Raw genomic sequence first — 19,485 nt, 5'->3', positions numbered from 1 at the left:
GAACCTGAATTATGAAAATCATGCAGCTTTGCGTCGGCGTGGTCGGCACCAACTGCTATATCGTATATGACGAAACCAGCCGCGAGGCCGCGGTCATCGATCCGGGCGACAACGCGTCCTCGATCCTGCACGCCGTCGCGGAGGAAAAACTGACGGTCAAATATGTGCTGCTGACGCACGCGCATTTTGACCATATCCTCGCCGCGCATGAGGTGCTGGAAAAGACGGGCGCGCAGTATGTCGTGCCGGAGGGCGACCTGTGGCTGCTCAAGCGTGAGAATATGCATCCGTTCCGCGCGCTGGCGCGCGGCTATATCGAGGATACGCCGGATATCGTGGCGACCGAGGGCACGCAGGTCACGTTCGGCGGCATGACCGCAACCTACATGAACACCCCGGGCCATACGCCCGGCTCGTCGGTCATCCAGATCGGGGACTGTCTGTTCACGGGCGACACGTTGTTCCGCCACGAGTGCGGACGCTGCGACCTTGAGGGCGGCGACTTCGGTCAGATGCTGCATTCGCTGGGGCGGCTGTACCAGCTGGACGGCGATTATAAGGTGCTGCCCGGACACGAGGGGACTTCTACGCTGGCCGAGGAGCGTGTGGCCAACCCGTATATGCTGCAGGCGGTTGGCAAACGATGATTTATACCATGGAAGGGCATGCGCTCAAGCATGCAGTGGAGGAAATGCTGTTCCATCTGCTGCCGACGGTCACGCTGACGCATGCGGATGCCATCGGTGCGGGAGAGACGGACGACTGGTGCCGCAGTATCCTGACCGAAGCGGACGGACAGGCACAGGCTAGGGCGGTGGTCCGCTTGGACGGCACGGTGCGCGAAAGCGAGAGCCGTGCGGCGGTCGAGAGCCTCGCGCCGCTGGATTACAAGCGCACGATCACCGAGCTGGTCAAAACGACCGTGTATGACGCGGTCGTGCCCGCGCTGCCCGAGCCGCCCGTGTGGGGCAGCCTGACCGGCGTACGTCCGGCCAAGCTTGCGCGCGGCCTGATCGAGCGCGGCATGAGCCGCGGCGAGGCTGCCGTGCACCTGCGCGAGCATTTTCATGTGTCGCCTGCGCGCACGGCTCTGACCATCCGCGCGGCGGCGACCGCGATGGAGCTGGACAAGGAGATCGGGCCGGACGACATTTCACTCTATGTCGGCATCCCGTTCTGCCCGTCGCGCTGCTACTACTGCTCGTTCGTCTCCTCGACGACCGCGCAGTCCGGCCATCTGATCGAGCCGTATCTGGATACCCTGTGCGGCGAGATCGAACAGACCGCCGCGCTCGTGCGCGAGGCGGGCAAACGCGTGCAGAGTGTGTACATCGGCGGCGGCACGCCGACCACGCTGGACGAAAATCAGCTCGCGCGCCTGCTGTCGGCGCTCGAAAAAAACTTTGATTTTTCCCATCTTCGTGAATATACTGTGGAAGCGGGCCGGCCGGATACGATTACGCCCCAAAAGCTCGCAGCGCTGCGCGCGGCAGGCGTGGGGCGTGTGAGCATCAACCCGCAGTCGATGGAGGACGCGGTGCTTGCCGCCATCGGACGGCGGCACAGCGCCGGGGACGTGCTGCGCGCCTATGACGAGGCGCGGCAGGCGGGCTTTGACGCGATCAACATGGATGTCATCGCGGGCCTGACCGGCGACACGGCGGACAGCTTCGCCCGCACGATCGACACGCTGATCGGTCTTGCGCCCGAGAATATCACCGTGCATACGCTGGCGATCAAGCGCGGCGCCGACCTGACCGATAAGGCGGCGGCCGCGGCGCAGCACGACACGGTTTTCCGCATGCTGGACGGCGCGGCGCACGCGCTGCAAAACGCGGGCTACGGGCCATACTATCTGTACCGGCAGAAGTTCACCGCCGGCGGCTTTGAAAACGTCGGCTGGTGCAAGCCGGATACCGAGTGCTTTTACAATGTGACCATGATGGAGGAACTTCAGACCATTTTGTCGCTGGGTGCGGGCGGCGTGTCCAAGCGCGTTGAGCGCGCGACCGGCTGGATCGAGCGGGCGAACAACCCCAAGTATCCGCTTGAGTACATCCGCGCCGCGGACCGGCTGGCAAACGGCAAGCGAAAACTACTATTTCCCAAGCAGTAAGGAGGGACAGGGGTATGGCGGAATATACGCTCAAATATATCAATCATCGCGCGCGGTATGATGCGATGGCATTCATCCAGGAATGTGAGGAAAAGTATCATGCGCAGGTGCTCGCCGTGGCGGAGGAAGTCGCGGAAAACAGCGCGCAGAAACCGATCGTGTTGCTCAACGGGCCGTCTTCGTCGGGCAAGACCACGACCAATGACCGCCTCGCGCGCGCACTGGAAGCGCATGGCATCCATGCGGAGATGATCTCGATGGATGATTATTACCGCACGGTCGGCACCTATGAAATTCCGCCCGACCCGGAAAACGGCGTGCCCGATCTGGAAAGCCCGGAGTGCATGAACCTGCCGTTACTCAGCCAGCATCTGGCGCAGCTGGTGGCAGGGGAGGAGATCGAGCTGCCGCGGTTCGATTTTGAAACGCGCACTTCGATTCCCGGCGCGCGTACCCTGCGGCTGGACCCGGACGAGGTTGTGCTCATCGAGGGCATCCACTCGTTCAACCCGGTCATCATGGGCGATCTGGCGCACGCGGCGACCGGCGTGTATCTGTCGGTGGCCAGCGCGGTCGTGCCGCAGGAGGGGCCGCGGCTCGAGCCGTATATGCTGCGGTTCCTGCGCCGCGCCATGCGCGACAGCCTGTTCCGCAATTCGCCGGTGGAGGAAACACTGCACCAGTGGAATTCGGTGCGGCGCGGCGAGCGGCTGTATATCGCGCCGCATCGCGGGCAGGCAAACCTGACGGTGGACACGTTTTTGCCGTATGAGCTGTGCATCCTGATGCAGCATCTGACGCCGCGGCTGCGGCAATACAAGCAGGAGCTTGCATCTGCGGATCTCAAGCCGCTCGGCGAGGTGCTGGGACAGGTGGCGCCGATCGACTATGCGGATTTCCTGCCGGAAGACTCCGTTCTGCACGAGTTTATCGGCTGAAACCGGCACAAAACCTTGCTTTTTGGCAGGGTGTGAAGTATAATAAACCAAATATGGCGGTCTTTGGCCGCCCGGAAGGAGCGATGGACGATGGATGCAAAGGTACAATCGTTTCTGGACAAGATCAAAGTGATGGCGGAAAAGACCGGCAAGGCGGCCGGCCGCGCGGCGGACGTCGCCGGCAAAAAGGCAAATGAGCTGGCCAGCGCGACCCGCCTGAATCTGCAAATTTTCGATCTCAACACCGAGTGCGAGGTGCTCTATAAGGAAATCGGCAGAATGGTGTACGACCTGCACCGCGGTGTCGAGGTTTCCAATGACGAAATGGATGAAAAGATCGCCGCGGTAGACGCAAAGCAGGAGAAAATCACGGCTTTGCGCGAGGAATTGGCAGGCATGAAGACCATCGTGGTCTGCCCGCACTGCGGCAAGACGTGCAGCCGGGAGGACGCATATTGCTCGGGCTGCGGCGGCGCGCTGTGAGCGCATATTTCGGAGCGCCCTGCCATACGGTAATATAAGAAAAAGCAAAGGGCGTGTAACGTTTGCAGCGAAAAAAACAGAATTTTATTCAGGGCGCGGTCATTCTGATGATTGCAAGCCTGGTGGTCAAAGTCATCGGCGCATTTTTCCAGATCCCGCTGCAGAACATGATCGGCGGCGAGAGCTCGCCGGCGTTCGGCCTGTTCAGCGCAGCTTACCGGATCTATACGGCGATGCTGGTTATTTCGACGGTCGGCCTGCCGGCGGCGCTGTCCAAAATGGTGGCCGAGGCGACCGCCTGCGGGCGGGAGCGCGAGGTGCGCCGGATCGTGCGCGTCGCGGCGGGCATTTTTGTCCCGGTAGGCGTGTTGGCGACCGTGGTGCTGTTCTTCGGCGCGGATACGTTCGCGGGCTGGATCAAAAACCCGGATGCGCGGCTGGCGGTCATGGCAATCGCGCCGAGCGTTGCAATGGTTGCCATCCTGTCCGTGTTCCGCGGATATTATCAGGGCCGGGCCAACATGGTGCCAACGGCGGTCTCCCAGGTGATCGAGGCGATGGGCAAGCTGTTTGCCGGTCTGGGCCTTGCCTATTACGCCAAGCAGCTGGGGCTGGACGACCCGATGGTCGCGGCGCTGACCGTGCTGGGCGTTACGCTGGGCGAGGTCGTCGCGGCGGGCTATATGCTCGTGCAGGCGGGCATCACGCGCCGGCGGTCCGAACCGGTGCATCTGCTGAGCGACGCGGTGCGGCCGACGCGGGAGCTGGCCAAAACCCTGCTGTCGCTTTCCATTCCGATCACGATCAGCTCGGCGGTCATGAGCCTGACCGACCTGATCGACGTGGCGCTGATCTCCGCGCGGCTGCAAAGCCCTGCGGTCGGCATGACGGCCGAGGCGGCCACGACCGCTTACGGCATTTACACCGGCAACGCGGTCAACTTTTTCAATCTGCCGCAGACGCTGATTACGGCGCTGGCCGTCAGCGTCCTGCCGACGATCGCGAGTGCGCGGGCGGCGCAGAACTTTACCAAGGTATCCAAGACCATGGCGACCGCGATGCGGCTGACCATGATCATAACCTTGCCGGCAGGCGCGGGCTTTTTGCTGCTGTCCGGGCCGATCCTGCGGATGTTCTATTCCGAGGGCACGGTGCTCGGCGGGCAGCTGATGGCGATTCTGGGCTTTGCCGTGCCGGCCGTGGCGCTGGTGGCGATCACCAATGCGGTGTTGCAGGCGTTTGGACGGATTGATCTGCCCCTGATTTCGATGTTCCTCGGCGCGCTGGTGAAGATTTTCGGCGATTATGTCCTGATCGGCATGCCGGAACTCAATATTGCGGGCGCACCGATCAGCACAGCGGTGTGCTATTGGCTGATCGCCCTGATCAACCTGTTCCATATCGGACGGCTGTCGCACGCGCTGCCGCCGCTGGGCAAAACGGCGGGACGGCCGTTTGCGGCGACGGTGGGCATGGGCGCGGCGACCTATCTGTGCCATACCGTGCTGCTGCGGGTGCTGGATGCGGCGCCCGGTACGGTGCTGGATAAGTTGGTCACGCTCGCTTCGATCGCGGTGGCGGTGGTGGTTTATGTTGTGTTATTGCTGCTGCTGCACGCCGTGGAACGCGAGGATGTGCTGCTCTTGCCAAAGGGCGAGAAATTAGCAAATATATTACACTTAAAGTGAGCAGGAAGTGCGAAAAATGGTTGATTTTCAGCAAAAAGAGAAGTATAATTTTGACGATCTGCTGCGGATCATGGAGATTCTGCGCGCGCCGGACGGCTGCATGTGGGATCGGGAACAGGACCACCAGTCCATCCGCCGCAATTTCATTGAGGAGACCTATGAGGTCTGCGAGGCGATCGACGAGCAGGACACCGAGCACCTGAAGGAAGAGCTGGGCGACGTGCTGCTGCAGGTCGTGTTCCACACGCAGATGGAAAAGGAAAAAGGCGTGTTCGACATTGGCGACGTGGCGGACGGTGTGTGCAAAAAGCTGATTTTCCGGCATCCGCACATTTTCGGCTCGGTGGAAGTCAGCTCGTCTGAGGAGATCCTGCAAAACTGGGATGCGCTCAAGCGGGTGGAAAAGCATCAGGAGACCGATACCTCCGCGCTTGACAGCGTGGCGCGCAGCCTGCCCAGCCTGATCCGTGCGGAAAAGCTGCAGAAAAAGGCTGCGAAGGTCGGCTTTGACTGGGAAAATGCGCAGGGCGCGTTTGAAAAGGTCGGCGAGGAGACCGAAGAGCTGCGTCAGGCGATGGACGGCAACGGCGACGCCGAGGAAGAGCTGGGCGATCTGCTGTTTGCGGTGGTCAATGTCGCGCGGCATTTGAAGATCGATCCGGAGCGCGCGCTCGAAAAGACGTGCAACAAGTTTATCAGCCGCTTTGCTTCGATGGAGCGGCAGGCGCGCGGGGAGAACAAGGCGTTGTCCGATTTGTCGCTGGCAGAACTGGATGCGCTTTGGAATAAATCAAAGGAACAGGAATAACGGAGGAACTACGCATGAAGAAAAGCGAATTTGTCACGCTCGTTGCGGACAAAACCGGCCTTTCCAAAAAGGATACGGAAAAGACGATCGATGCGGTATTTACGGCGATCGGCGATGCGCTGGCATCCGGCGATAAGGTGCAGATCAGCGGCTTTGGTTCGTTTGAAACCAAGCAGCGCGCGGCGCGTACGGGCCATAATCCGCGCACGGGTGAGGAAATCCCGATCGCGGCGGCAACCATGCCGGTGTTCAAGCCCAGCAAAACCCTCAAGGATAAGGTGGACGCAGAATAACGTGAGACTGGATAAATACCTCAAGGTTTCGCGCCTGATCAAGCGCCGCACCGTGGCAAACGATGCGTGCGACGCCGCGCGTATCACGGTCAACGGAAAGCCGGCAAAGGCGTCGTATCAGGTGAAAACAGGCGATATCATTGAAATTGCCTTTGGCCAGCGCACCATGAAGGTGGAAGTGCTTGCCATTGCAGAGCATGCGCTCAAGGCGGACGCCGCCGCTATGTACCGCGAAATCTCCTGACCGAGTGCTAAAACATCCCGCCCCTTCATAGGATGAAGGGAGCGGGATGTTTTTTTGCAGGGAGGGAATGGCTGATGGCATCCGAAGATCGCAACAGGGAAATGCCGCATAACATCATTCTGGAGGGGCGGGAGAAGCTGTCGGTTTCCGGCGTTGTGGACGTGCAGAGCTTTGACGAGGAACAGGTGCTGCTGGAGACCGTGCGCGGCATGGTGGTCGTGCGCGGGCAGGGGCTGCATGTGGAGCGGCTGCAGCTGGAGGCCGGGGAGCTGATCGTGGAAGGCGAAATCGGCCTGATCGAATACGACGACAGCGTGCAGCCGCGCGGCAGCTGGTTCAAGCGGTTGTTTGGCGGGTGAAGCGGGATGGAGTTCTTTTCCAATCAGGAGCAGCTGCGCCTGTTCCTGCAAAGCGTGCTTCTGGGCGCAGGCATCGGCGTGGTGTATGACCTGCTGCGCGCCCCGCGGCGGCTGTTTGGGTTCGGATGGGCGGCCACGGCGGTGTGCGATCTGGCATTCTGGCTGGTCCTGCTTGCCGCGTTGTTTGAGTTCAACCTGCTGCTGGCTGCCGGGCAGGACCGTTATTTCGTGCTTGCCGGCGCGGCGGGCGGCGCGGCCCTGTATTTTGGGCTGCTCAGCGGTTTGGTGCTTGCGGTTTTGGAAGGGGTGCTGCGCGGCATCGCGCAGGGCGTTGCGCTGCTGTGCCGCGCGGGACAAAGCATGGCACAGCGCCTGCGGCAGTGCTCTCTTGCGGGCAGAATTGCATTTTTTGCAAAAAAGTTTGCAAAACCCTCTTCCATTTTTCGCGGGAAAGGTATAAAATAAAACTCAAGTCAGTTTGACGCGGACAGACAGTACGAGGTGAGAAACGTGTCGAAGCGGAAAATGCCGGTTGTGGTAAAAATAGCGATGCTGGCGTTTTTGCTTTACGCAGTGGTCACGATCGTCCGACTGCAGTCGCAGATCGCGGATAAGCGGGCTGAGCTTGACTCCCTGACCCAGCAGGTGCAGGAATATCAGGAAGCCAACGAACAGCTGCGGCAGGAAATGCAAAACGGCATTACCGAGGAGGATATCAGCGAGCTGGCACGCACCGAACTGAGCTATGCGGAACCCGGGGAACGTGTTTTTGTGGACACCTCCAGCCGGTAAAAGGGAAAAGAGTAACGGAGGCAAAAAAGCTTATATGGATTTGGCAGTGGGAACGATTGTAGAAGGTAAGGTAACGGGCATTACCAAGTTCGGCGCGTTCGTTGCGTTGCCGGAGGGCAAGTCGGGCATGGTGCATATCTCTGAGGTTGCGTCAAGCTTTGTCAACGATATCAAGGATTTTCTGCAGGAAGGGCAGATGGTCAAGGTCAAGATCATCAATATCGATCAGGCCGGCCGCATCAACCTTTCCATCAAGAAGGCCCAGCCGCAGGAGCATCGGTCGGAACGGACGGGCGGTTATGCGCCCCGTCAGCCGCGTTTCCAGCAGCGCTCCGCCGCACCGCGCGGCCGTGCTGCACAGCAGCCGAAGGATCCCGCAACGATGAGCTTTGAGGATAAACTGAAGGCGTTCATGTCGGACAGCGAGAGCCGTCAGGCCGACGTGCGCCATGCGGCCGACCGTAAAAACGGTTCGCGCCGGCGCAGATAAACACAAAAACCGAGGGTGACCTCGGTTTTGTTTTTATTCGACAATTTCTGCAAAAAGGCGCAAAAAACGCGCTCTTCCTTGCGAAAGAGCGCCAAAAGTAGGATTGTGGGGATAAAGATATGAACGGTGCATGGCAGCTTTTCAACTGCCATGGTTAATATACCATATTTTACCAATTATGTCAATGCTTTTTTCAAAGAGGTTTTGCATGAATAAAATCCTGATCAAAAATGTAACCGTCTGGACGATGGACGAGGCGGACACGCGGTTTTTCGGCTGGGTGCTGCTGGAGGACGGGAAAATCACCGCCACGGGCACGCAGACCCCGCCGGACTGCGAACAGGTTTTCGACGGCGCGGGCGGGATCCTGACCCCCGGCCTGATCGACATTCACTCGCACCTCGGCCTGTATGAGGACGGGCTGGGCTTTGAGGGCGCGGACGGCAACGAGGACACCGACCCCGTCACGCCGCATCTGCGCGCGATCGACGGCATCAATCCGATGGACCGCGGTTTCCGCGAGGCCATCGAGGCCGGCGTGACTGCAACCGCGGTCAGCCCGGGCAGCGCCAACCCGATCGGCGGGCAGATCGCGCTGATCAAAACCGCGGGCCGCCGCGTGGACGATATGGTGCTCAAGGCGCCGCTCGCAATCAAATTTGCGCTGGGCGAAAACCCCAAGTCGGTCTATCACGATAAGGACGAAGCACCGGTCACCCGTATGGCAACCGCCGCGCTCATCCGGGAGCAGCTTTACAAGGCCAAGGAGTATCTGTCGCGGCGGGAACGCGCGGAAAGCGATCCGGATGAGGACGGGCCGGACTACGACGCCAAGCTGGAAGCGCTGCTGCCGCTGCTTTGGGGCAAGATCGAAGCGCATTTCCATGCACACCGCGCGGACGATATTTTCACCGCGCTGCGCATCGCAAAGGAATTTGGCATCAAGCCGGTCATCATTCACGGCACGGAAGCGCATCTGGTGGCCGACCTGCTGGCGGAAGAGGGCGTGCCGGTGGTGAGCGGGCCGTATATGACCGACCGTTCCAAACCCGAGCTGCGCAACCTGACTGACGAAGCGCCGGGCATTTTGGCTCGCGCGGGCATCCCAACTGCGATCACGGTCGATCACCCGGAAATCCCGCTGCGGCTGCTGCCGATGGCGCTGATGCTTGCCGTGCGCGCAGGGATGGACAAAACCGACGCGCTGCGCGCGGTCACGTCGGTGCCGGCGCGGATCGCGGGCATGGCGAACCGCATCGGCAGCTTGCAGGCCGGTATGGACGCGGACTGCGTGCTGTGGAGCGGCGATCCGCTGGAGTTTACAACACAGGTGCAGGCTGTTTGGGTAAACGGCGCACTGGAATACAGGAGGACAACATGAGAGAGATCGACGTTTCGGAAGTGACAAAACTCGTGCGTCAGCTTTGCATTGACGCAAACTATTATCTGCCCGCCGACCTGCGGCAGGCATTTGTGGACGGTCAGAAGGCCGAGCAGTCGCCGCTGGGCAAGGAGATTTTCGGCGAGATGATCGCAAACTGTGATCTGGCGCGTGCAAACGATGTGCCGGTCTGCCAGGACACGGGCATGGCGATCGTATTTGCCGAGGTGGGACAGGATGTGCACCTGACCGGCGGCGCGTTTGAGGACGCGGTCACCGAAGGCGTGCGCCGCGGCTACATTGACGGCTATCTGCGTCTGTCGGTCGTAGGCGATCCGCTGCGCCGCGAAAACACAAACGACAATACGCCCTGCATCCTCTACACTTCGATCGTGCCGGGCGACAAGGTGCGCATCACGGTCGCGCCCAAGGGCTTTGGCTCGGAAAACATGACCGCGATGAAGATGTTCACCCCCGCCGCAACGCGCGAGCAGATCGTGGACTTTATTGCGGACGCCTGCATCCACGCGGGCTCCAATCCCTGCCCGCCGATCGTCATCGGCGTGGGCTTGGGCGGCACGAGCGACAAGGCGGCCTACCTCGCCAAGCGCGCGCTGCTGCGCCCGGTGGGCGAGCACAGCGCCGACCCGCTGTACGCGGAGATGGAGCAGGCCATTCTCGACAAGGTCAATGCTTCGGGCGTCGGCCCGCAGGGTCTGGGCGGCACGGTGACCGCGCTGTCCTGTGCGATCGAGCCGTTCGGCACGCATATTGCGGGCCTGCCGTGCGTGGTCAATATCTCCTGCCATGTCACGCGCCATGCTGAAGGGGAAATCTGAATCGGTCTTGGCAAGATGCTGAACAATTTGTGAACTTGTGCAAAATAGATTGGACATTTTGCCCGAAGACGTGGTATACTGAAGATAGCAAATCCCACTATGCCGCTGCTGTATAAAACAGCCTGCGGCGACAAGTATCTTGGGCCTCCGGCCCGTTAGGAGATGATGTTATGAAGTTTACCATCGTCGAGAGAAAAATGAAAATTGACGACGATCTGCGGCAATACGCGCTGCGCAAGGTCGAAAAGCTGGATCGGTATTTCCATCAGGATTCCGACACCACGCTGACCTTCAGCGAACTGCGCGGCAAACAGACCGTGGAAATCACGGTGCGCCAGACCGGTCTGGTCGTGCGCGCGGAGGAAACCACGACTGATATGTTTGCATCCGTGGACGGCGCAATCAGCAGCATCGAGCGCCAGATCCGCAAGCACAAGACCCGTCTGGAGAAGCGTTTGCGCGAAGGCGCGTTTGATAAGATGGCCGAGCAGCAGGCAGCGCTGGCGGAGGACGATTTCGACGTCGTGCGCCGCAAGAAGTTTGACGTCAAGCCCATGAGCGTGGACGAGGCGATCTTGCAGATGAACCTGCTCGATCATCAGTTCTACTTCTTCCGCAACGCGGATGACGACAACATCCATGCGGTCGTTTACAAGCGTGCGGCAGGCGGATACGGCCTGATCGAAGGCGAAGAATAATCAATTGATAGAAATCCTGCCGGATTTTTCCGGACAGGTATTTGGGATGTGCAACACAAAGGCCGGCGGCGTTTTCCCGCCGGCCTTTTCTGAGGGAAGAAAACGATGAATCTTTGTGATATTGATGTGATCCGTACGGTTTTGGCCAAGCACGGGTTCCATTTTTCCAAATCGCTTGGCCAAAATTTTTTGACTGACAGTTCGGTGCCGCAGCGCATTGCCGCGATGAGCGGCGCGGCGGAGGCGGGTAACGTCGTCGAAGTCGGCCCGGGCATGGGCTGCCTGACGGCCGAACTGTGCCGGCTGGCGGGGCAGGTGGTTGCGGTCGAACTCGACCGCGCGCTGCTGCCCGTATTGGACGAGACGCTCGCGGAATTTGACAACTACGAGGTCGTGCAGGGCGACGTGCTGTCGATCGACCTTGCCGCGCTGTGTCAGGAAAAGTTCGGGGACGGGCACGCGGTCGCGTGCGCCAATCTGCCGTATTATATCACCACGCCCGCGATCACCGCGCTGCTCGAAAGCCGCGCGTTTGACAAGATCACGGTCATGGTGCAGAAGGAGGTCGCTGAGCGCATCTGCGCCGCGCCCGGCACGGCAGCTTACTCGGCGTTTTCCATCTATGTGCAGTATCATGCCGCAGCGGAGATCCTGTTCGATGTGCCGGCGGATTGCTTTGTGCCGCGGCCCAAGGTGGATTCCGCGGTTTTGCAGCTGACCCCGCTGCCGCAGCCCGCGGTCGAGACGCAGGACGAAAAGCTGTTCTTTGCGCTCGTGCGTGCGGCGTTCAATATGCGCCGCAAGACGCTGGTCAACGCGCTTGGCCCGGTGCTGGGCGGCGCGCTGGGCAAGGACGGCATCACGGCGCTGATCGAGTCGGTCGGGCTTGACCCGCGTGTGCGCGGCGAGCGGCTGAGCCTTGCGGAATATGCCAAACTGACGGACGCCGCGGCGGAACGGCTGAAAGCACAGCAGGCGGCGGAGTAACAGCTGCGAAAAAAGGGATCTGACCCATATGTCAGATCCCCAGCACGAGCAGCACCCCGATTAGGATGAGCTGCTCCCAGTCTACCTCGCCGCCGTCGTCCGAGAGCAGGAACCAGACGATGACCAGCGCGATAATGGTGTCCGCGTCCAGCCGGATGTTTTGCAGCCGGCCGGACAGCCCGCGGGACAGTTCCGCCAGCGCGGAAATGGTTGGACTGCTTTGCGGCGGTGGCGGAACCTTTTCGTTATGTAGCGGTGCGCTGGCGGCGGCGTCGGTCAGATAGCGGTTATACAAAACGGTTGCCCTCCTTTCGCATCAGAGCGCACGCGTGCCGCCGTCGGACGGCGTTTCCCTGTCCGCGCGGCTCAGTTGGCCGAACTGGCCGAGCGCTGCGCGCGCCATGCGCGCCATGCTGACCAAACGCATGGCATGATCGAACTGACCGGCGACTTCATCGGTGACGAACGGCTTGAGCGCGCCCAGCAGGGCGCGCTTTTCCTGTTTGACCGCACTCTGTCCGCTCTGCACGATCGCGCCGAATACGGGCAGCGCGCGCTCCATCCATTCGGTGGTGGGGTCGTAGTCGCTTGCGGCAGGGGACGCAGACGTGTCCGCGCCGCCCAGCATGCCGGAGACGGTTTTCATCGCGTTTTGCAGCGCTTCGGGGTCGCTGAGCAGGGAGGACAGCATATCGTTATCCATGCAGGCCCCTCCTTACTTGCCGAAAATTTTCTTGAGCTGGGCGGCAAGGCTTGCGCCTTCCTCGGTCTGCATCAGCTGCCGCGCCAGACGGGCGGCTTCTCCCATGTCGCCGCGCTGGGCGGCCTGTGCCGCGCGTTCCAGATCGGCCGCGTGGCGGTCGGAGATGATCCGTGCGGCTTTCTGACCGTTCGGTGTGCGCAGCGCGGCTTGCAGCTGCGCGAGGGCATCGCCTTTGCCGGCCTGCTCGGCGAGACGGCGGAGAATTTCATCTTGATTGGGCATGATTCCCATCCCTTTCCATGCATCGTTTGTTGCCAGTATATGCGGCGAAAGGGAAAAATGTGAGGGAGAGGGTTTACAAGCGCGCGCCCGCGTTGTAAAATACTGCTGTGTCGCCGAAAGGGGGACGTAGACGTGAAAATCCTGATCTTTGCCGATTCGCATGGCTATAACGTGAGTATGGCCTGCGCCATCGAGCGCGAAGCGCCCGATATGGTGCTGCATTTGGGCGACCATACGGACGATGCGCGCGAAATGCAAACCGTGTTTCCTAACCTGACGGTTTGCGCGGTGCGCGGCAACAACGATTATTTCGACCGCGACGTGCCGGAGCATGCGGTGGTTTCGGCCGGGGGCGTGCGCATCTTTTTGACGCACGGTCATCGCGAGCAGGTCTATTCCCGCGAAGGCGATATGGTTGCCCGCTGTGCGCGTGAGGAGGGCTGCGGCTTTGCCTTTTTTGGGCATACGCACCGCATGTATCTGGAGCGTGAGCACGGCGTGCTGGTCTGCAATCCGGGCAGCATTAGCCTGCCGCGGGGCGGCCCGCCGAGTTACGGCCGCCTGACGGTGGAAAACGGACAGGCACGGCAGCTCAAACTGCTCGATGAGGACGGCGGACTGCTGCGGCAGGAGAAAATCAGTTCATAAGACAAACTAAGGGGAATAGATATGCTTTTGGCAATCGATGTAGGCAACACCAACATGGTGTTCGGATTATATGAGGGGGAAAAACTGCGCGGCTCGTTCCGCATTTCGACCAATGCGGAGCGCACTTCGGATGAGCTGGGCATGCAGATTTCGCAGTATTACCATTTTCACGGCATTGACCGCAACGAGACGCGCGCGGTGATCATCGCGTCGGTCGTGCCGCCGGTGATGTATACGCTGATCAATGCGATCCGCAAATATCTGCGGGTGCGGCCGGTCATCGCGGGACGCGATGTGGATATCGGTATTGAAAATTGCTATGCCAATCCGCGTGAGGTCGGCACGGACCGTCTGGTCAACGCGGTGTCCGCGGTGCGCAAGTATGGCAAGCCGTTGGTCATTGTGGATATCGGCACGGCCACTACGTTTGATGCGATCGACGAGAACGGCGCGTATCAGGGCGGTGCGATCTTCCCGGGCATCAAGGTTGCGATGGAGGCGCTGTTTCTCAAGGCATCCAAGCTGCCGCGCGTGGATATCGAGCGGCCGGAACACGCCATCGGCAAAACCACTGTGCAGTCCATGCAGTCGGGCGCGGTGCGCGGCTATGTCGGCGCGCTGAGCGGCATCATCACGGATATCCGCAAGGAACTCGGCGGCAACGCACGCGTGATCGCCACGGGCGGCATGGGCCGCATGATGGCGGAATATTGCGACCTGATCGACGAGGTCGATCCCAACCTGACGCTCGAGGGACTGCGGTTGATTTATGAAAACAACCGTCCGGTGTTTGAGGGACGCGGGCTGAACAGCGAGACCTGTCTGCTCGAAGCGACCGAGGAAAACGGCTGGGACGCAAAATAACAACACAGGGATGAAAAAACCGCCGCAGGCATGCCTGCGGCGGTTTTGTATGTAACAGCAGTTTATTTTGTGATCGGATAAGACGGACAAACCGCGCCGAGTGGGCAGTCCTGACATTTGGGATTGCGCGCGGTGCAGTGTTCGCGGCCGAACAGCACCAGCCGGTGGCAGAAATCCGAGGACTCCGCCGGGTCGATCAGTTTGCGCAGCGCGTTTTCCACCTTGACGGGGTCCTTTTCGTTTTTGACAAAGCCAAGCCGGTTGGACAGACGGATACAGTGTGTATCGGTGACGATCGCGGGTTTGCCGAAAATGTCCCCGAGGATGAGGTTTGCCGTTTTGCGGCCGACGCCGGGAAGCTTCAGGAGTTCTTCCATCGTGTCCGGCACCTTGCCGCCGTACTGGTCGAGCAGCATGATCGCGCAGGCCTTGAGGTCGCGCGCCTTGGTGCGGAACAGGCCGCAGGTCTTGATCGCTTCCGCGATCTCTTCCTCGGGCGCTTGAGCGAAACTTTCCAGCGTGGGGAATTGCTTGAACAGCGTTTCGGTCACGATGTTGACGCGCGCATCCGTGCATTGCGCGGACAAACGCGTGGCGAACAAAAGTTCATAGTCATGTGTATAATGCAGCGCGCATACCGCCTCGGGATAAACTTCGCGCAGCAGTTCAGTGACCGCGCGGGCGCGTTCTTGTTTGGTCATGGAATATCCTCTCCTGACAGCGTATATGATACTATGATACCATATTTGGAGCAGAAAGCAAGCTGTCATACCAGATTTAACAATTTCAACATAATGTGCAGGCAAGCAGGGGCAAAATCTATCTGTTTGCCAATAGCATCAAAGGGTAAAATGTGGTTTAATAAAATAGAAGTCTAAAGCACATGTGTGATGGAGGTTGAAATATGGTACGCGAGGCAATGGAATTTGTAAAGGCGTATGATCCCGAGCTGGGCCGCATGATTCAGGCGGAGTATGACCGTCAGGCCCGCAATATTGAGCTGATCGCTTCGGAAAACATCGTCAGTGAAGCAGTTTTGGCGGCAATGGGTTCTGTGCTGACCAATAAATATGCAGAAGGTTATCCGGGCAAGCGCTACTACGGCGGCTGCGAATGTGTCGATGAGGTAGAAAACCTGGCCATCAAACGTGTGTGTGAAGTATTTGGCGCGAAGTATGCCAATGTGCAGCCCCATTCGGGTGCGCAGGCCAACATGGCGGTTTATCAGGCGCTGTGCAAGCCGGGCGACACCGTGCTGGGCATGAGCCTGGACAACGGCGGTCACCTGACGCATGGCTCGCCGGTCAACCAGTCCGGCCTGCTGTACCATATCGTATCTTACGGTGTGGACGACAACGGCTATATCGACTATGACGCGGTGCGTGATCTGGCCAAGAAGGAAAAGCCCAAGATGATCATCGCCGGCGCATCTGCGTATCCGCGCGCCATTGATTTTGCCAAGTTTGCAGAGATCGCGCACGAAGTCGGCGCGTACCTGTTTGTGGATATGGCGCATATCGCGGGTCTGGTTGCGGCCGGCCTGCACATGAGCCCGCTGCCCTATGCGGATGTGGTCACCACCACCACGCACAAGACGCTGCGCGGCCCCCGCGGCGGCGTGATCCTGTCCAACAACGAAGAGCTGGGCAAGAAGTTCAACAAGGCGATCTTCCCGGGCACGCAGGGCGGCCCGCTCGAGCATGTGATTGCAGCCAAGGCTGTCTGCTTCGGCGAGGCGCTCAAGCCCGAGTTCAAGGCGTACCAGCAGCAGGTCATCACCAATGCGCGCGTGCTGGCGAAGGCACTGCTCGATCAGGGCTTTGATCTGGTTTCCGGCGGCACGGACAACCACCTCATGCTGATCGATCTGCGCAAGACCGGCATCACCGGCAAGGAACTGCAGCGTCGTCTGGACGAGGTTTATATCACCGCTAACAAGAACGCGATCCCGAACGATCCGGAGAGCCCGTTTGTCACTTCCGGCCAGCGTGTCGGCACGCCGGCGGTCACCTCGCGTGGCTTTGGTGAACCCGAAATGCTGCACATCGCCGAGTTCATCTGGCAGGCAGCGACCGATTTCGACAACAAGGCGGACGAAATCCGTCACAATGTGTGTGATATCTGCTCGAATTTCCCGATTTACCGCTAAAACACAGCCGCTCCCTTTGGGAGCGGCTTTTTTATAGATTGCATAGAAATGCGGTGGGCAATAATGCCGTATTTGCGTGTCGTGAAAGTAAAAGTTTTGTAGAAAGTCAACAAAATCCTTGCGCTTTGCCACAGATATGGTATACTAATAAAAGAATTGCTGTAAGTCAATGAAGTGGCTTTTCACAATATGAATGAAGGGGAAATGCAGTAATGTCGATGGAATTGAAACTGACAGGATTGAAGGGCTTTGTAGCGGAACAAGAGCTGGCCTGCATGGCGCCGCTGGTCAAGGCGGCGCAGGACACCCTGCACGGCAAGAGCGGTGCGGGCAACGATTACCTCGGCTGGGTGGACCTGCCGGAGGCGTATGATAAGGAAGAATTCGCCCGCATCAAGCAGGCGGCCAAGAAGATTCAGCAGACCTGCGACGTGCTGGTCGTCATCGGCATTGGCGGTTCGTATCTGGGTGCCCGCGCCGCGATCGAGTTCGTGGGCGGTCAGATGTATAACGGCGTGCGTCCGGAAGGCATTCCGGAAGTATACTTCGTCGGCAGCAATATCTCGTCGTCCTACCTCAATGACGTGATTAAGATCATCGGCGACCGTGACTTCTGCATCAATGTCATTTCCAAGTCGGGCACGACGACCGAGCCGGCCATCGCGTTTCGCATTTTCAAAAAGCTGATCGAAGAAAAGTACGGCAAGGAAGGCGCGAAGGACCGCATCTTTGCCACGACCGACAAATCGCGCGGCGCGCTCAAAAAGCTCGCGGATGACGAGGGCTACGAGACCTTTGTCGTACCGGACGACGTCGGCGGCCGCTTCTCCGTGCTGACCGCAGTCGGCCTGCTGCCGATGGCGGCGGCCGGTGTGGATATCGACGCGGCGATGGCAGGCGCGGCGGAAGCGCGCAAGGCGTACGCGGAAGGCACGGACCATGACTGCGCCAAGTATGCGGCGCTGCGCACTATTCTGCACCAGAAGGGAAAGGCTATGGAGATCCTGGTCAACTATGAGCCCGCGCTCGTCATGCTCGGCGAGTGGTTCAAGCAGCTGTTTGACGAGTCCGAAGGCAAGGACCACAAGGGCCTGTTTGCTACTTCGGCCAACTTCTCGACCGACCTGCACTCAATCGGTCAGTTCATTCAGGACGGCACCCGCAATATGTTTGAAACCGTTGTCTGGGTTAAGCAGCCGCGTTCGGAGAGCTATATCGAAGAAACCGCCGAGGATATCGACGGCCTGAACTATCTGGCGGGTAAGAGCGTGCAGTTTGTCAACTCCAAGGCGTATCAGGGCACGCTGATCGCGCATATGGACGGCGGCACGCCCAACATCATCATCGAGATCGACAAGACCGATGCATGGCACTTCGGCTATCTGGTTTACTTCTTCGAGAAGGCCTGCGGCATTTCGGGCTATCTGCTCGGCGTCAACCCGTTCAACCAGCCGGGCGTGGAGGCGTACAAAAAGAACATGTTCGCGCTGCTCGGCAAGCCGGGCTATGAGGATCGCCGCAAGGAACTGGAAGCGCGCCTGTAAACCGGGACGACCCGCAAAGGACTGTTACGTTTATGACACAAAAAATGGACGGCACGGCCCCCGCTGCCAAGCGGAAACCGCATGTGCCGTCATGGGATGTGCTCCGCACCGCCGCTTTCGCGGCGGTGGCGGCGCAACACATATTGGGCGCCTATGCGCGCCGACCGGAAATTGGCTTGAACGAAAAACTGGTGATTGCCGTTTTGTTTGAGCCAATTCGTTTTGCCGTACCGATGTTTGTCTTTTTGTTTGGCGCGGCGTTGTTTTATGTACATACCGACCGGCCGCGGTATCTGCCTTATCTGGGTAAGCGGCTGCGGCAGCTGGCGCTGCCATATGTCCTTTGGTCGGTGGTGTATCTCCTCTATACGGAAAAACCGGTCACGCTGCGCACGGTGGTGCGCAGTGTGCTGTACGGAGACGCGGACTACCACCTTTGGTATGTGCCGATGATCTTCCAGTTTGTGCTGGTGATGCCGCTGTTCTTTCTGGTGCGGGATGCGCTGCGCCGCCGATGCGGCACACGACAGCGGGCTGCGCTGGTACTAGTTGGTTTGTTTGCGGTGTGGCTGGTGCTGTTGGCGTGGCATCCGACGGGCAGGATTGCACAGCAGCTGCTCGTCACATGGCGCACCCGGATTTTTGTGCCGTGGCTGGGCTATTTTGCGATGGGCGCGTTGTGCGGCTTGTTTACAGCCGTGTTCACGGCTTGGGCGCGCCGCCTGCTCGTGCTGACCGGTCTGCTGTTCGTCGGTTCGGCCGGGTATGCCGCCTATCTGAGCGTGCGCGCGGTACAGAATACCGGCGCGGTCAATTTCTCCTGCGTCAGCTTTTTGTCCCCGGTTTACGCAGTGATGACGCTGGCGGCCATTTTGTTCCTGTACGGTCTGGCGGAATGGCTGGCACAGGTGCGGCCGATCTGCAAGTTATGCGGCTTTGTCGGGCGGCATTCCTATCAGGCGTATCTGGCGCATGTGCTGGTGCTGACCTCGTGCTCGCTTGAGCTGCTGCAGGCGCAGCCGGAGATCAACCGGTATGTGTTTTACGCGGTGCTGACAGTGTGCACACTCGTGGGGGCGGTGCTGATTGCGTGGGGCGTGGACAGCGCTGCGGCCGCATTGCGGCGCTGCGGCAAGCGCATCTTTGGGCATCCGGCGTCTGTAAAATAAAAAAGCGGTC

The 19,485-nt window shown here is 59.8% G+C and carries 25 protein-coding genes; 21 read left to right on the top strand and 4 right to left on the bottom strand.

Translation table 11 applies throughout. From position 1 onward, the window contains the following. Positions 1 to 11: 11 nt before the first annotated feature. The 16 genes from EJL02_RS10540 (at position 12) to rsmA (ending at position 12,116) form a co-directional block, all read left to right on the top strand. On the top strand, positions 12 to 647 hold the full coding sequence (locus EJL02_RS10540; RefSeq protein ID WP_125116375.1) for an MBL fold metallo-hydrolase: 636 nt from the start codon (positions 12 to 14) through the stop codon (positions 645 to 647). Next, positions 644 to 2,116, top strand: a complete 1,473-nt coding sequence (hemZ, locus tag EJL02_RS10535) for a coproporphyrinogen dehydrogenase HemZ (protein ID WP_125116374.1) — start codon at positions 644 to 646, stop codon at positions 2,114 to 2,116. The genes EJL02_RS10540 and hemZ overlap by 4 nt, the downstream gene beginning before the upstream one ends. 14 nt (positions 2,117 to 2,130) lie before the next feature. After that, positions 2,131 to 3,054, top strand: coding sequence for a uridine kinase family protein (locus EJL02_RS10530; RefSeq protein WP_125116373.1), 924 nt, complete (start codon positions 2,131 to 2,133; stop codon positions 3,052 to 3,054). 90 nt (positions 3,055 to 3,144) lie between these two features. Further along, a complete protein-coding gene (locus EJL02_RS10525) occupies positions 3,145 to 3,537 on the top strand; it encodes a hypothetical protein (RefSeq protein ID WP_125116372.1) in 393 nt (130 codons plus the stop codon). A 62-nt stretch (positions 3,538 to 3,599) separates the two neighbouring features. After that, the gene (locus EJL02_RS10520; RefSeq protein WP_125116371.1) at positions 3,600 to 5,225 is read left to right on the top strand and encodes a putative polysaccharide biosynthesis protein; all 1,626 of its coding nucleotides are present in this window, start codon (positions 3,600 to 3,602) and stop codon (positions 5,223 to 5,225) included. 16 nt (positions 5,226 to 5,241) lie between these two features. Then, on the top strand, positions 5,242 to 6,033 hold the full coding sequence (gene mazG / locus EJL02_RS10515; protein WP_125116370.1) for a nucleoside triphosphate pyrophosphohydrolase: 792 nt from the start codon (positions 5,242 to 5,244) through the stop codon (positions 6,031 to 6,033). Positions 6,034 to 6,047: 14 nt separating this feature from the next. Beyond that, positions 6,048 to 6,326, top strand: coding sequence for an HU family DNA-binding protein (locus EJL02_RS10510; protein ID WP_125116369.1), 279 nt, complete (start codon positions 6,048 to 6,050; stop codon positions 6,324 to 6,326). A gap of 1 nt (position 6,327) precedes the next feature. Next, positions 6,328 to 6,570 (top strand): RNA-binding S4 domain-containing protein, encoded by a 243-nt coding sequence (locus EJL02_RS10505; RefSeq protein ID WP_125116368.1) that lies wholly within the window; start codon positions 6,328 to 6,330, stop codon positions 6,568 to 6,570. Positions 6,571 to 6,644: 74 nt separating this feature from the next. After that, a complete protein-coding gene (gene yabP / locus EJL02_RS10500; protein WP_125116367.1) occupies positions 6,645 to 6,929 on the top strand; it encodes a sporulation protein YabP in 285 nt (94 codons plus the stop codon). 6 nt (positions 6,930 to 6,935) lie between these two features. Beyond that, positions 6,936 to 7,394, top strand: a complete 459-nt coding sequence (yabQ, locus tag EJL02_RS10495; RefSeq protein WP_125116366.1) for a spore cortex biosynthesis protein YabQ — start codon at positions 6,936 to 6,938, stop codon at positions 7,392 to 7,394. A gap of 45 nt (positions 7,395 to 7,439) precedes the next feature. Beyond that, entirely contained in the window at positions 7,440 to 7,721 is a 282-nt protein-coding gene (locus tag EJL02_RS10490) for an FtsB family cell division protein (RefSeq protein ID WP_125116365.1), read from the top strand. 34 nt (positions 7,722 to 7,755) lie between these two features. Continuing rightward, positions 7,756 to 8,211, top strand: a complete 456-nt coding sequence (locus EJL02_RS10485) for a S1 RNA-binding domain-containing protein (protein ID WP_125116364.1) — start codon at positions 7,756 to 7,758, stop codon at positions 8,209 to 8,211. Between the two features lie 208 nt (positions 8,212 to 8,419). Continuing rightward, positions 8,420 to 9,592: an amidohydrolase gene (locus EJL02_RS10480; protein WP_206426966.1), complete on the top strand. Its 1,173-nt coding sequence runs from the start codon at positions 8,420 to 8,422 to the stop codon at positions 9,590 to 9,592. Further along, the gene (locus EJL02_RS10475; protein ID WP_125116363.1) at positions 9,589 to 10,431 is read left to right on the top strand and encodes a fumarate hydratase; all 843 of its coding nucleotides are present in this window, start codon (positions 9,589 to 9,591) and stop codon (positions 10,429 to 10,431) included. The genes EJL02_RS10480 and EJL02_RS10475 overlap by 4 nt, the downstream gene beginning before the upstream one ends. Positions 10,432 to 10,601: 170 nt before the next feature. Then, positions 10,602 to 11,129, top strand: a complete 528-nt coding sequence (gene hpf, locus EJL02_RS10470) for a ribosome hibernation-promoting factor, HPF/YfiA family (RefSeq protein ID WP_125116362.1) — start codon at positions 10,602 to 10,604, stop codon at positions 11,127 to 11,129. A gap of 105 nt (positions 11,130 to 11,234) precedes the next feature. Continuing rightward, positions 11,235 to 12,116, top strand: coding sequence for a 16S rRNA (adenine(1518)-N(6)/adenine(1519)-N(6))-dimethyltransferase RsmA (gene rsmA, locus EJL02_RS10465; protein ID WP_125116361.1), 882 nt, complete (start codon positions 11,235 to 11,237; stop codon positions 12,114 to 12,116). Positions 12,117 to 12,147: 31 nt separating this feature from the next. Here the strand turns inward: rsmA and EJL02_RS10460 are convergent, their stop codons facing one another. From EJL02_RS10460 to EJL02_RS10450, 3 genes are read right to left on the bottom strand one after another with little or no spacing between them, the layout of a single operon-like run. After that, positions 12,148 to 12,411, bottom strand: coding sequence for a hypothetical protein (locus EJL02_RS10460; protein WP_125116360.1), 264 nt, complete (start codon positions 12,409 to 12,411; stop codon positions 12,148 to 12,150). Between the two features lie 21 nt (positions 12,412 to 12,432). Next, a complete protein-coding gene (locus tag EJL02_RS10455; protein WP_125116359.1) occupies positions 12,433 to 12,819 on the bottom strand; it encodes a hypothetical protein in 387 nt (128 codons plus the stop codon). Positions 12,820 to 12,831: 12 nt separating this feature from the next. Next, positions 12,832 to 13,101, bottom strand: coding sequence for a hypothetical protein (locus EJL02_RS10450; RefSeq protein ID WP_125116358.1), 270 nt, complete (start codon positions 13,099 to 13,101; stop codon positions 12,832 to 12,834). Positions 13,102 to 13,233: 132 nt separating this feature from the next. Here EJL02_RS10450 and EJL02_RS10445 point away from each other — a divergent pair, with 132 nt between their 5' ends. Both EJL02_RS10445 and EJL02_RS10440 read left to right on the top strand, forming a co-directional pair. Further along, positions 13,234 to 13,749, top strand: coding sequence for a metallophosphoesterase (locus EJL02_RS10445; RefSeq protein WP_125116357.1), 516 nt, complete (start codon positions 13,234 to 13,236; stop codon positions 13,747 to 13,749). Positions 13,750 to 13,770: 21 nt separating this feature from the next. Continuing rightward, complete coding sequence (locus tag EJL02_RS10440; RefSeq protein ID WP_125116356.1) at positions 13,771 to 14,613, top strand: type III pantothenate kinase; 843 nt, start codon at positions 13,771 to 13,773, stop codon at positions 14,611 to 14,613. A 62-nt stretch (positions 14,614 to 14,675) separates the two neighbouring features. On the opposite strand, the gene nth is transcribed toward EJL02_RS10440, so the two are convergent. Continuing rightward, a complete protein-coding gene (gene nth / locus EJL02_RS10435; RefSeq protein WP_125116355.1) occupies positions 14,676 to 15,314 on the bottom strand; it encodes an endonuclease III in 639 nt (212 codons plus the stop codon). A gap of 203 nt (positions 15,315 to 15,517) precedes the next feature. Here nth and glyA point away from each other — a divergent pair, with 203 nt between their 5' ends. The 3 genes from glyA to EJL02_RS10420 all read left to right on the top strand — a co-directional run bounded on the left by glyA (position 15,518) and on the right by EJL02_RS10420 (position 19,475). Beyond that, complete coding sequence (gene glyA, locus EJL02_RS10430; protein ID WP_125116354.1) at positions 15,518 to 16,762, top strand: serine hydroxymethyltransferase; 1,245 nt, start codon at positions 15,518 to 15,520, stop codon at positions 16,760 to 16,762. 212 nt (positions 16,763 to 16,974) lie between these two features. Continuing rightward, positions 16,975 to 18,306, top strand: a complete 1,332-nt coding sequence (locus tag EJL02_RS10425; protein WP_125116353.1) for a glucose-6-phosphate isomerase — start codon at positions 16,975 to 16,977, stop codon at positions 18,304 to 18,306. Positions 18,307 to 18,338: 32 nt separating this feature from the next. Then, a complete protein-coding gene (locus EJL02_RS10420; RefSeq protein ID WP_125116352.1) occupies positions 18,339 to 19,475 on the top strand; it encodes an acyltransferase in 1,137 nt (378 codons plus the stop codon). Positions 19,476 to 19,485: the final 10 nt, after the last annotated feature.

Source organism: Agathobaculum sp. Marseille-P7918, from assembly GCF_900625105.1.
In the GTDB taxonomy this organism is placed as follows: Bacteria; Bacillota; Clostridia; order Oscillospirales; family Butyricicoccaceae; genus Agathobaculum.
Note: the sequence above shows the minus strand (reverse complement) of the source record. Positions and strands in the feature narration are given on the sequence as shown.